This window comes from Marinimicrobium locisalis (assembly GCF_039822625.1).
GTDB classification, from domain to species: Bacteria; Pseudomonadota; Gammaproteobacteria; order Pseudomonadales; family Cellvibrionaceae; genus Marinimicrobium; species Marinimicrobium locisalis.
On sequence record NZ_JBDLLG010000021.1, the window covers coordinates 62,141 to 74,589 of the forward strand.

Consider the following 12,449-nt stretch of genomic DNA (forward strand, 5'->3'; position numbering starts at 1 on the left):
GCGTTTATCGCGGTGTTGTTGGAGATTAATGGGAAGCCTTATGAGAATCCTTTTAATTTTGCTGTTTCTGTCTTCTGGTACGATGGCAGCGGAAGTAAAAATTCACAGTGCCATTGATTCTATTAAAATTGTTTCTAATGGTAATGTTCACGTTATTTTGTCGGAGCCGACAGGCGCGAATTGCTACAGCAGTGGAAGAAAGTTGAAGATCAACGAAGGCCAAATGGGCGTTACCGCAGAAGGACTGGACCGAATGTTGTCTATACTCCTTACGGCTAAGGCAACGAATAGCCCGGTCAGGTTGTGGTTTGATGATAGCAATCGAAACTGTACGGTAGGCAGTATGGAGCTTTGAATTAGTAGGCATTTTTTCGGTGATTGGCAGTGTTTCCTACGGGCAGAATAGTAGTCGTCTCAGTTGAAATAAGGACGGCCACGGAGTATTACTTTTTAAGAGTGCAGTGCCGCCGTTTTCCGGGGAATTACGTCAATCTAGAGCCTAACTGTAACCTCAAGGGACCGATAAGAAGAGGCGTTATTGCATTCTTGCTTTGGGTGGTTGCAGAACGTCCAGAAGTTATTTAGCCATGTCAATAGGAGCTGGTTTAAAGTTCGCGTAGGGAATCATTTTGGCCTAGAGGGTAGGAGATAATATGAGGTTTACTTTTATGCTGGCTATGCTAGCCGTTTTATACACATCAACCGTTAACGCAGGAACCACCACCGGGTCAATTCAAAGAGTTGATATGCATGGAATGAATGCCAAGGTGTTCTTTACTATTGAATCCTCACAAGAGAATTTCGCAGACTGCGCAACAACAAAACGCTATGTTGTGAATACAGATACCCAACAAGGAAAAAACATAGTTTCTGCAGTTTTAGCTGCAAAGGCTGCAAATCAGTCCGTTACCGTCGAGGGTTACTCGTCCTGCAGTCTTCACGGAGATTCAGAAGATATTAAAGTCTTTAAGGTTCTTTGAGTTAATTAATCAGTGTGCTGGCTAGGTATTATGGTAATTAACCAGCGGGTTTCATGGCGGTTTGTTTTTGTTCTTTCCGGGTTCGGCTTTTCCAGTTCCGGTTTCTTAGTGCATCTTGGTGCTATTGCTGAAGGTTGAGTGCATTAACTGTTGGATTAGTGTCGTTCAAGCCCTTCGGCGTTTTCGGGGTGGCGGCGGAGCCGTTGAGCTAATCCCTTAGCATAGTCTTTTAACGCTTCAATCGTTCTTAACTGGCTCCTCCGCGAAGGAATATTTTCTTACGGCGTGGAGGCTATGTTAAGAAACAATAGTATTCATCAATGAGAGGAACTCTATGAGTATTCGATTTGGTTTTGTGTTAGCCCCGTTATTAGCTGCATCCGTTGCCAATGCGGCGACTAGTATCAATAGCGCAAGGGTGGTTGACGTTGTTCCTGATGTAGATTACGGGGTGGTCTATGTTAAGTTTGATGCCGACCAAGCAGGAAGTACTAGCTGTGTTCAGGATAAATACAAGAGTCAGTACCAGATTTCCAATCTCGGTACCCCTATTGGTGATGCTCTCCTCTCTACGGCGTTAACAGCCTTGGCCATGAATAATGAAGTACGGGCAGTAGGGAGGGGAGTTTGTGATGGACGTGAAGGGATGGAAACGTTGCGATTAATATCATTTCAGCCACAGTAGCTTCCAGGCGACTACCTGCAGTAGCGGTCTGTGATCAATTCTTGGGTATGATCTGATTGGTGGAGAGGACCCAGTGGAATAATTCTGGCGCATTAATGCTCAACAGTGTAGAGGGACCACATGACGATGGTGATACTTTCGACCGCGGAATGCACGTCCAAGCCCCAGCTCACCCCCCCCTCGATGGAATACTCAAAGGCGAACTTTTGCAAGTGCCAGCTAACACCGCCGAGCGGAAAGCTGTCAGAGAACCTGGATCAAAATTAAACGTCTATGTAGGGGGCAAGCGGTCGGACGCAATAGCTATCTACGGAAAGGGACTGTACAGAGACCTTTAGAAAATTAGCCGTCAAAAGGATGTAATGTTGAATGGTGAAGGTTTCAAAAGTAGCTTCTTGGGTAGAAGGTGGCGTGAACCGAATGTGTCTGGCGTCTTAGTTTTTATCCGGGGAGCTTTCATTCAAAAATTCAGTTAATTGGGGTTTTATTGTGTACAAGAGGAAAGTCCTATGAATTATTTTATAAAATTGGTTTTTGGCCTAATGATCACTTGCAACGCTAGCGCTGCGACAATTATTCACACAGGGAAGGTAACTGACATACGCGTGTTCTCGAAAAACTATGGCACATATAGCGTTAGCGATACTGGAATGGCCGTGGTCTACGTTGAAGGGCTCGCTGGTGCTTGCGGAACAAATGAGGGTCGTATAGCGATCACTTCTGATCATCCCTTGTACCAGTCTGTCCTCTCAATAGCTCTTGCAGCGAAAATGTCACAATCAGACGTAGAGGTGGCGTACATTGATAAATGTACTCAACGCCCGAGTGCTTGGGATTTCGCTGTTTTAAGGCTTAAGTAGCTGCGTAAGCAAGCCAATAACGGCGACCGCTAACGCGGCGCGTGTTGGCTGCCGTTAGGCAGCCAAGTACCGCAAGAGAATGACGCTTAAATAACAGTATTGTATTACAATATGGGGTTTCGTAGAATACCTGACTGAATACTACCCCTATAATGACAACGATCTGAAGGTACTGTTTATGACAAGCACCACTCCACTGCGGCGACTGTTCGCCGGGGGGCTGCTGGCAGTCTCCGCCCTGGGCCTGCTGGCCTGCTCCGAGACCGAAGAAGGCGCCCCCTCCGCCGAGCCCCAAGGCGACACCACCTCCGGTTCCGAATATAATGTGCCCCTGGTTGAACACGGCGCCGACCCCTGGATTCATCGTACCGAGGAGGGGACTTACTACTTCATTTCCACTGCGCCTGAGTTTGACCGGATCGAGCTAGTGGCGGCCGATACGCTCAATGGCCTGACCGACGCCGAGCCCAAGGTAATCTGGCAGCGCCCGGAAGAGGGCGAAATGGCCGGAAACGTTTGGGCGCCGGAGCTGCATCGTATTGATGGTGTTTGGTACGTCCACGTGGCGCTGGGCGACGGTGACGAGCCGTTCCGCATGCGCATGCATGTATTGGCCAATGAGAGTGAGGACCCCACAACAGGCGAATGGAGCCATGTGGGTCAGATTGAAACGCCGTGGGACAGCTTTGCGCTGGATGCCACCACGTTTGAACATAACGGCACCCGCTACCTGATATGGGCTCAGGGCGACCAGGAGCAGAAGTACAACTCCGCGCTCTATATGGCGGAAATGGATGGCCCGGCCTCTATTACCGGCCCGGTAATCACCCTGAGCGAGCCGGAGCTGGATTGGGAGCGCGTCGGTCACGAAGTGAACGAAGGGGCCGCCGTGATCAAGCATGAGGGCCGAATCTTTGTCACCTATTCGGCGGCGGCCACCGATCACAATTACGCCATGGGCCTTCTGTGGGCGAACGCCGACGCGGACCTGATGGACCCGGGTAGCTGGAAGAAGTCGCCGGAGCCGGTGTTTTCCTCCAACGCCGAACTTGAGCGTTTTGGCCCCGGCCACAATAGTTTCACCAAGGCCGAAGATGGCGAGACCGACCTGCTGGTTTACCACACCCGCCGCTACAAGGAGCTGAAAGGCTCACCGCTGTCCGACCCCAACCGCCACGCCCGCGTGCGGGTGCTGGAGTGGGACGCCAACGGCTTCCCGGTCTTTCACCAGGACCGCGCCGACAACTACCACCTCGACCAACAGGCGAGCACGGCGAAGGCCGACGACAACTACGGCCCGGCTTATTTGAACAAGCAGCCGTTCGGTGAACTGCCGGATGGTCGCGAAGTGACCCTCTATACCCTGAACAACGGTGAGGGTATGGAAGTGAAGCTGATGAACTACGGCGGCGTTATTACCCATGTATTTACGCCTGACAGCGAAGGCGAACTGGGCAACGTGGTGCTTGGCTTCGATACCCTGGAAGATTATTTGGAGCAGAACCCCCCGTATTTCGGCGCGTTGATCGGGCGTTATGGTAACCGTATCGCGGGCGGTCGTTTTGAGTTGGATGGGACCGTCTACGAGCTGGACCAGAACGATGGCGACAACCACCTGCACGGCGGGGTCGTTGGCTTTGACAAGAAGCTCTGGGACGCGAAGTTTGTGTCCGACGAACGCGGTCTGGCGGTGGAGCTGTTCCTGTTGAGCAAAGACGGGGACCAGGGCTACCCCGGCAACCTGGAAGTGACCACCCGCTATGTGCTGACCGACGAAAATGCGCTACTGACGGATTTCAACGCCGTGACTGACAAGGCCACGCCGGTGAACCTGACCCAGCACACGTATTTCAATCTGTCCGGCAAGGGTTCTATTCTGGACCATGTACTGCAAATCAATGCGGACCGTTATACGCCAGTGGACAGTGGGCTGATTCCGACGGGTGAACTGGCGCCGGTGGAAGGCACGCCCATGGATTTCACCGAACCCAAGCCCATCGGCGAGGATATTGATGCGGACTTTGAGCAACTGGAGCTGGTCGGCGGTGGTTACGATCACAACTATGTGTTGAACCGCTCTGACGAAGAAGGGCGCATTCTGGCCGCCCGTGCAGAGGACCCGAATACCGGTCGAGTGTTGGAGGTGCTGACGGAAGAGCCGGCCATTCAATTCTATTCCGGCAATTTCCTGGATGGGTCCCTGAGCGACGGCGAACGGACGTTCGAGCTGCACGGCGGCTTCTGCCTGGAGCCCCAGCATTACCCGGATTCACCCAATCAACCGGATTTCCCGAGCACGATTTTGGAGCCGGGCGAGGTGTACGAGACGAGCATGAGCTTCCGGTTTAGCGTTCAATAAACCAGAGCGCTTTTAAGCTCCACAAAAAACCGCCCAAGGTTCGGCCTTGGGCGGTTTTTTTGTGGGGGCTTGGTGGCGGGTGCTACGTTTCAAGACGATCAAGGTAAAAGAATGATTTTCACGTAGGGTAGGTCGGTCCGACGCATCGGAGCGAAGCGCCACCTACCAATAAAAGAACACGCACCCGCTCCATGCCATCGGCAGCCTTTGGCATCGGCAGATGCGCTGGCGCTTATTTGCCCTACGTTAACTTCTTTGCCACTCTCCCGGGTGGGCAGCAATGGTAGGTGGCGCTTCGCTTACGCTACCCTACGCGAATCCGAAGCTCTTGGTACGACGGCCTAACCCACTACCTCTAGCTCGGTCTATTTCGGCACAACCGCACTCCAATGCGAAGTAGCTAGCTCTAGTAGGCGATGGAAACACACAAAAAAACGGCCCACCAAAAGGCGGGCCGTTTCGCGATGTCTTGTTGGCATCCTTGCCAAACTATCGATTACCAGAACCGGACGTAGATGAACGCGGTAATCCCGAAGATGATCAGTGTGTGGATGATATCCCACTTGTCGATACCGGCGCGGATTTCCGCCCGTTGTTCTTTGCTGATCGAGCCGTAGGTCAACCCCGCCACCTGCTCGTCACTGGCCTGCTTGGTGAAGAAGCTCACGCCGATCACCAGCATTGAAACAAAGATAAACAGGATAGAGCAGAAGTACAGCCAGTTCAGGTCAACCATGCCCAGCCAGATACTGCCCTCCGGCAGGCTGTCCTCGAAGATGGTGAGCACCAAACGGGTCATGCCGATGACAAAGCCCGCCACCAGACCGGTGAAGCCCGCCGTGGGTGTAATGCGGCGGAAGAACACGCCCAGCAGGAATACCGCGGCAATGCCTGGGGCGATCAACGACTGCACCAGCTGCAAGTACTCGTACAACACATCGGCAATCAGCTGCATCACGGGAATCCAGAGAATACCCAGCGCCACAACCGCGACTGTGGCGTAGCGGCCCACTTTCACCAAGTGCTTTTCACTCGATTCGGGCTTGTACTTTTTATAGAAGTCGATAGTGAACAGGGTGGCCGAGGAGTTAAACAGGGAGGCCAGGGAGCTCATAAGCGCCGCGATCAGACCGCCGATCACAATGCCCTTAATACCCGAGGGCAACAGCTCGGTCACCAGCGTGGCGAATGCCTGGTCCGCGCTGGCCAGGCTGATTTGGCCTTGCTCGTGCAAGGCGTAGGCAATCATGCCCGGGAACAGGAAGATGAACACCGGCAGCAGTTTCAGGTAACCGGCGAAAATGGTACCGCGGCGGGCGGCCTGGATGCCTTTGGCGGTCAATACCCGCTGGACGATGTACTGGTCGGTACACCAGTACCAAAAGCCGATAATCACCGAACCGAACACCACGCCCAGCCAGGGGAAGTTGGGGTCGTCCATGGGGCGGATGAGGCTCATGCGCTCGGCGTTGATGCGCTCAAGCTCGCCCATGCCACCGACTTTATCCATGCCCACAAACAGAATCACCAGTGAGCCGATAATCAGGATGGGGGTTTGAATCACCGAGGTGACCAGAATGGCCTTCATGCCGCCGGCCACTGTGTACAGACCGGTAATCAGCACCAGACTCATGGCGGCGATCCAGAAGAAGTCGATGCCCCAGAGCGAATCGATACCCAGAACGGTTTTTAGGACCACGCCACCGGCGTAGACGGTTACCGAGACTTTTGTCAGAACGTAACTGACCAGGGAAATAAACGAGAGAAAGGTGCGGGAGCTACTGGAATAACGGCGCTCCAGGAACTCCGGCATGGTGTAAACCTTGGCGCTCCAGTAGAAGGGCGCGAAGACCCAGCCGAGGATAATAATAATCCAGGACTGTAGCTCCCAGTGAGCCATGGCCATCCCGGTTTCGGCGCCGGCGCCGGAGAGGCCTACCAGATGTTCTGAGCCAATGTTGGAGGCGAAAATCGAGGCCCCGATGACCAGCCAGCCTGCGTTGCGGCCTGCCAGGAAATAATCGGTCGTGTCTTTTTCCTTCTCCATGAAGGACCAGACGACCACCCCAAGGAGTACCAGGAAGAACAGGCCGAGCACGGCCCAGTCCAGACCACTGAATGGAATCATCGTTTCTACCACCCTGTTATGGCTATATATTAGCGTTATAGGTAAAAAAACGACCCCTTAGAAGGGGCCCTACTTATTAAAGTATTATCATAACATTCAAAAGGCCGCGGTGAGAATCACCTGACGGTAATTGGCTCGTTATCAGGTTATCAGGGGTCGACGCGGAATAGGGCGCTGATGTCCCGAGCGTAGCCCCACTTGAGCACTTCATCCACTTCGTTGTTTAACGCGGTGATGGGGCTCGCCACCTGGTCGTATTGACGGGCCTGCAGAATTTTGTCCAGCAGGCCGCTGATGCGCTTGAGTCGGGGCACCCCGCAGTAGCAGCAACTGCCATAGAGCCGGTGAACCAGCTCTTCCAGCCTTTGGTAGTCTTTTTGCTCGAAGGCCTCGTTAATCTCGTCCCGTTCCACGCCCAGGTTGCTCAGCAGCATCTCGAGCATATCTCTGGCCAGCGCGGGCTTATTGTTGGCCAGCTTCAGGCTTAGGGGAATATCCACGGGCCCCGGCTGTTCCGCGTCTTCCAATTCTATGGCGGGCATTCGAGGTTGTGTCGGGCTGGCTGAGCTGAAGTTTCCCTCCACCGCCTTGCGGCCGCTGAGGTGGACCCAGCGGTTGACGATATGGGCCAGCTGAGCTTCGCTGACCGGCTTGCTCACGCAGTCATCCATACCGGCAATGAGAAGCTCCGCCTTTTGCTCGGTCATGGTGTGCGCGGTTAGGGCGATGATTGGCGTGCGCCGGTCCGGGTGCTCGCTGCGCAGCCGTTTGGTAGTCTCGATGCCGTCCATGCCGGGCATCTGAATGTCCATGAAAATCAGGTCGAAGTCCTGCTCCCGGCATAGGGATAGGGCTTCCTGGCCGTTGTTGGCCTGAATGACGTCGGTGTTCAGCCCCCGAAGCAGCTCGCTGGCCAGCTGCAGGTTTGCGGGGTTGTCATCCACCACCAGAATACGGGCCGCCGGTGGCTCTTCCGCCGCACGGGAGGCCGCTTGGGCCTGGGCCGCCCGAGCAAGGGGAATGTCCATCTGGCTGGCCAGGGTTTCCAGCAAGGTATCGTAGGTGATGGGCTTGTTGACGAAAGTGGTACTGCAGTTGTCCACGCCCTGGCGAAACAGGCGCTGGTGGGCGGGGGTGCAGCAGGCCACCAGGGCGCAATCGAACTCACTGCGCACCTGTTGGGTAAGGTTCTCCAGCAGCGCGGGCTGGAGGGTTTGTTCGCTGGGGGATATGTCCAGCAACAGAAGACGGAACCGCTGATCCCTTTGCTGGGCCTTGCGCAGCTGCGGGAAAATGTCGTGAATCTTGCTGATGGTTTCCGTGTCCGCCTGCCATTGGTGTAGCAGTTCCTGTAGCTGGTGGCAGGAGGGCTGGTTCTCGCCGCAGATAAGAACGCGCTCGCCCAGCAGGAAACGCTCGGCGGGGCTTTCCGGTTGACTCTTGTCGATGCCCAGGCGAGCAGTAAACCAGAAGCGTGCCCCTTGTTCCGGCTGGCTTTCCACGCCGATCTCGCCGCCCATGCGCTCCACCAGGCCTTTGCAGATCACCAGCCCCAGGCCGGTGCCGCCGTACTCGCGGGAGCTGGAGGTATCCGCTTGGTTGAAGGCGCTGAACAGCCGCTCTTTCTGCTCGGCGCTCAGGCCGATGCCGTTGTCGCTGACGCTGATTTTTACGGTGATCTGGGTTTCCTGGCGGTTGATCAGTGCGGCGTGCACCACAATGTTGCCCTGCTGGCTGAACTTGATGGCGTTGCTGACCAGGTTGGTAAGCACCTGCTTGAAGCGCAACGGGTCCCCCAACAGATGCAGGGGCAGGTTGTTGTCAATCAGCGTAATCAGCTGCAAGTTCTTTTCGTGAGCGTCCGGGCCCAGAATGTGGGCGGCCTCTTCGACAACCCGACGCAGGGGCAGAGGCACATACTCAAGGGTCAACTTGCCGGATTCGATTTTCGAGAAGTCCAGAATATCGTTGATGACGGTCAGCAGGTTCTGGGAGGAGTCCCGAATGGTTTGCAGGTACTCTCGCTGCTGCTCGTCCAGCTTGGTTTTCAGGGCCAGGTTGGTGAAGCCCAGAATGCCGTTGAGCGGGGTGCGAATTTCATGGCTGGTGTTGGCCAAAAATTCGGACTTGATGCGGCTGGCTTCCAGGGCCTCTTTGCGGGCCATGTTCAGCTCGATGTTCTGAATTTCGATGGTTTCCAGCGTCTCGCGCAAGTCCTCGGTGGACTGGTCGATATAGACCTGCATATCCCGATGGGCCTGCTCCAGGGACTCGGCCGTGTCATTCACCGCGCAGGCCAGCTCGTTCAGTTCCTTGCTTTCCAGTTCGGGGAGCCGACGGTCCATCTGGCCGCGGGCCATGCCCTCAATGGTGGTTCGAATCTGCTCCAGGGGCGTGGTCAGGCGCCGGTAAAGTCGGGTGGCGAACCAGGTGCATAGGGCGAGACAGACCAGCGTCAGAATCAGTGTAATCAGAACGGTCTGATATCTCAGCACCAGAAAGGGCGCGGCCAGCAATTCCACCTCGATCCAGCCGGGCGAGCTTCCCCCTTCGGTCTCGGGCGGTATCGGGTGAGCGAAACGAATGGATTTGGACGTCTCGCGCTGTTGGGGCTCAGTAAGATCGACGGGCTCGGGGTTGGACAGCGGCAGCATGCGCGGCCCACTGTTCATCACGGTATTGCTTTCCCGTAAGTGCAACTCAACCGCGCGTATATAAGGCTCTTCGAGGGAGGCGCCGATAATGGAGCGCAGCAGGCGGGGCTCATCCCGCGTCAAGGTTTCATGGCTGAGCTGTGCGAGCTTCTCGCTCAGGGCCGCGCCGCGCTGGCTGACGAACTTGTTGAGCTGGTTCAGGTACAAGTAGGTCAAGGTGGCGGCGAGAACGAGGGTAACCCCCAGGGCGGGAAATAGTACCAGTCGCCAGATCTGGGCTTTCAGGTCGGTCAATCTCATGATGTGGTTTTTGTCGTATCCGTTCCATCTGCGGCCTGGCCGCGGGCTGGTTTCACCATAGCATATTCGGCGGTAGAATAGCGGCCTTTCCGGAGGCTGGAAAGGCACCTCAAAGTGTTTGACGGTGCGTGCCGCCTCCTCCCCAACGATCGTAACGGCAGTGTGACTATGGCCTCCTCACGTTTTCCCACCATTGAGTCTTATGTTGGCAACACCCCGCTGGTACGGCTTCAGCGGCTCCCCGGCGACACCACCAATGAAATTCTGGTGAAGCTCGAGGGCAATAACCCCGCCGGCTCGGTGAAAGACCGACCCGCGCTGTGGATGATTCAACAGGCCGAGGCGCAGGGCCTGATCCAGCCCGGCGACACGCTGATCGAAGCCACCAGCGGCAATACCGGCATTGCTTTGGCCATGGTCGCGGCGATCAAGGGCTATGAAATGATCCTGATCATGCCCGCCAGTAGTACCCAGGAGCGCAAAGACGCCATGGCCGCCTACGGCGCGGAGCTAATTCTGGTCACCGAGGAAGAGGGCATGGAAGGGGCCCGGGACTTGGCGCTGAAAATGCAGGCCGACGGCAAGGGCCGGGTACTGGACCAGTTCGGCAACCAGTCCAACCCCACGGCGCATTATGAAACTACCGGGCCGGAAATTTGGCGCCAGACCGAAGGGCGCATTACCCATTTCATCAGCTCCATGGGTACCACCGGCACGATTATGGGTTGCTCGCGCTTTTTCAAAGAACAGAATCCGGAGATCGAAATCGTTGGCCTGCAACCGGAGGAGGGCGCCAGCATTCCAGGCATTCGGCGCTGGCCCGAAGCCTATCTGCCCAAAATTTACGACGCCTCCCGGGTGGACCGAATCGTTAACATGCCGCAAAAGCGCGCCGAGGAAGCCATGCGCGCGCTGGCCCGGGAAGAGGGTATTTTTGCCGGGGTTTCTTCTGGCGGTTCGGTCTCGGCGGCATTGGCGTTGAGCCGGGAAGTGAGCGATGCGGTGATCGTGGCCATTGTCTGTGACCGCGGGGACCGCTACCTCTCTTCCGGCGTTTTTCGCGCGTGAGTCGTCGCTCCCCTCGGCACTCCCAGCGCCGCTCTCACTCAGGCCGCTCGAAACCGCGACCGGGGGGCGCCCGCTTTCAGGCGCGCGCATTGCCGGACCCCCAGACCGTGGAGCGGCTCAGCCACGACGGGCGGGGCATCGTCCGCTGGCAGGGTAAAACCCTATTCGTCGCCGGGGCCTTGCCCGGCGAGACGGTAACCGTTCGCCTGGTGGGCGAGCAAAGCCGCTTCGCCGAAGGGGAGGTTATCGACGTGGTGGATGCCTCTTCCGAGCGTCAGCCGCCCCCCTGCCGGCATTACGGCACCTGTGGTGGCTGCCAACTTCAGCACCTCAACCCGCGCTCCCAACTGGCGGCCAAGGAGCAGGCGCTGCTGGACCAGCTCCAGCGCGGGAGCAAATTGAGCCCGAAGCAGCTGGCCCCGGCGATTGAGTCCTCCGCCGAGGGCTACCGGCAACGGGCGCGCCTGGGCGTCTGGACCGAAAAAGACGGCACCGTCACCCTCGGCTTTCGCCGAAAGCGCGAGCGTGCGCTCACGCCCATTGACTCCTGCGAAGTACTGGTCCCGGCCCTCAATGCCCTGCTCACACCCCTGAAGGAGTGGCTCAAAGGCTTGGAGCGCGCAGGCGCGGTCAGCCATATTGAGCTGCTGCTGGCCGATGAAGGGCCCGCCATGGTGCTGCGGGAGCTCAAGCCCCTCACCCCGCTCGACCTGGAGCGGCTCGGCTCTGCCGAAGCAGGTTTAAAGGGGCTGGAAACCCTGGACGACCGAATCTGGCGGCAAACCGAGGCCCCGGGCCTTCTGGATGTGGCCGGCCAGCCCTGCGACCCGCGGCTCCACTATGGTTTGCCGGATTTCGACCTGGCGCTGGCGTTCCATCCTCAGGACTTTACCCAGGTGAACGCTGGGGTAAACCGGGCGATGGTTCGCCAGGCGTTGGACTGGCTCGCCCCGGCCCCTGGTGAGCAAATTCTGGACCTGTTTTGTGGCATGGGTAACTTTACGCTACCCTTGGCTCGGTCCGGCGCTCGGGTGCGGGGCCTGGAAGGCAGTGATCGCATGGTCGGCCGCGCCCGGGAAAACGCGCGGCGTCACGGGCTGAGCGCCGAGTTCGCCGTCGCCAACCTTGCCCGCCCGGATGCCCGCCTCTGGCCCGACGGCGGCCCCCTGGATGCGGTGCTGCTGGACCCGCCGCGCGAGGGCGCCCGAGCGTTAATGGCGCCCCTGGCCCAGCTGCGGCCCCGGCGGCTGGTCTACGTCTCCTGCAACCCGGCCACCTTGGCCAGGGATGCCGGCGAGCTGGCCGCGGCCGGATACGACTTGCAATCTCTCGGCGTGCTGGATATGTTCCCGCACACCGAGCATGTGGAATCCATGGCGCTGTTTGTGCGCCGTTAATACCAATTGGAATAGGGA

8 protein-coding genes are annotated in these 12,449 nt (G+C 57.1%); 6 read left to right on the forward strand and 2 right to left on the reverse strand.

Going from position 1 to position 12,449, the window contains the following annotated elements; translation table 11 throughout:
* The first annotated feature begins 40 nt into the window (after positions 1–40).
* The 4 genes from AAE514_RS13905 to AAE514_RS13920 all read left to right on the forward strand — a co-directional run bounded on the left by AAE514_RS13905 (position 41) and on the right by AAE514_RS13920 (position 4,884).
* Positions 41–355 (forward strand): hypothetical protein, encoded by a 315-nt coding sequence (locus AAE514_RS13905; protein WP_347332158.1) that lies wholly within the window; start codon positions 41–43, stop codon positions 353–355.
* A 298-nt stretch (positions 356–653) separates the two neighbouring features.
* On the forward strand, positions 654–980 hold the full coding sequence (locus AAE514_RS13910) for a hypothetical protein (protein ID WP_347332159.1): 327 nt from the start codon (positions 654–656) through the stop codon (positions 978–980).
* 334 nt (positions 981–1,314) lie between these two features.
* Positions 1,315–1,665: a hypothetical protein gene (locus tag AAE514_RS13915; protein ID WP_347332160.1), complete on the forward strand. Its 351-nt coding sequence runs from the start codon at positions 1,315–1,317 to the stop codon at positions 1,663–1,665.
* Positions 1,666–2,703: 1,038 nt separating this feature from the next.
* The gene (locus tag AAE514_RS13920; protein ID WP_347332161.1) at positions 2,704–4,884 is read left to right on the forward strand and encodes a galactose-1-epimerase; all 2,181 of its coding nucleotides are present in this window, start codon (positions 2,704–2,706) and stop codon (positions 4,882–4,884) included.
* A gap of 496 nt (positions 4,885–5,380) precedes the next feature.
* Here the strand turns inward: AAE514_RS13920 and AAE514_RS13925 are convergent, their stop codons facing one another.
* On the reverse strand, positions 5,381–7,012 hold the full coding sequence (locus AAE514_RS13925; RefSeq protein ID WP_347332162.1) for a sodium:solute symporter: 1,632 nt from the start codon (positions 7,010–7,012) through the stop codon (positions 5,381–5,383).
* A gap of 149 nt (positions 7,013–7,161) precedes the next feature.
* Entirely contained in the window at positions 7,162–9,966 is a 2,805-nt protein-coding gene (locus tag AAE514_RS13930; protein WP_347332163.1) for a response regulator, read from the reverse strand.
* A 168-nt stretch (positions 9,967–10,134) separates the two neighbouring features.
* On the opposite strand from AAE514_RS13930, the gene cysM reads away from it, so the two are divergent.
* Both cysM and rlmD read left to right on the forward strand, forming a co-directional pair.
* The gene (gene cysM / locus AAE514_RS13935) at positions 10,135–11,034 is read left to right on the forward strand and encodes a cysteine synthase CysM (RefSeq protein ID WP_347332164.1); all 900 of its coding nucleotides are present in this window, start codon (positions 10,135–10,137) and stop codon (positions 11,032–11,034) included.
* Positions 11,035–11,123: 89 nt separating this feature from the next.
* Positions 11,124–12,431, forward strand: coding sequence for a 23S rRNA (uracil(1939)-C(5))-methyltransferase RlmD (gene rlmD, locus AAE514_RS13940; protein WP_347332165.1), 1,308 nt, complete (start codon positions 11,124–11,126; stop codon positions 12,429–12,431).
* Positions 12,432–12,449 lie beyond the last annotated feature (18 nt).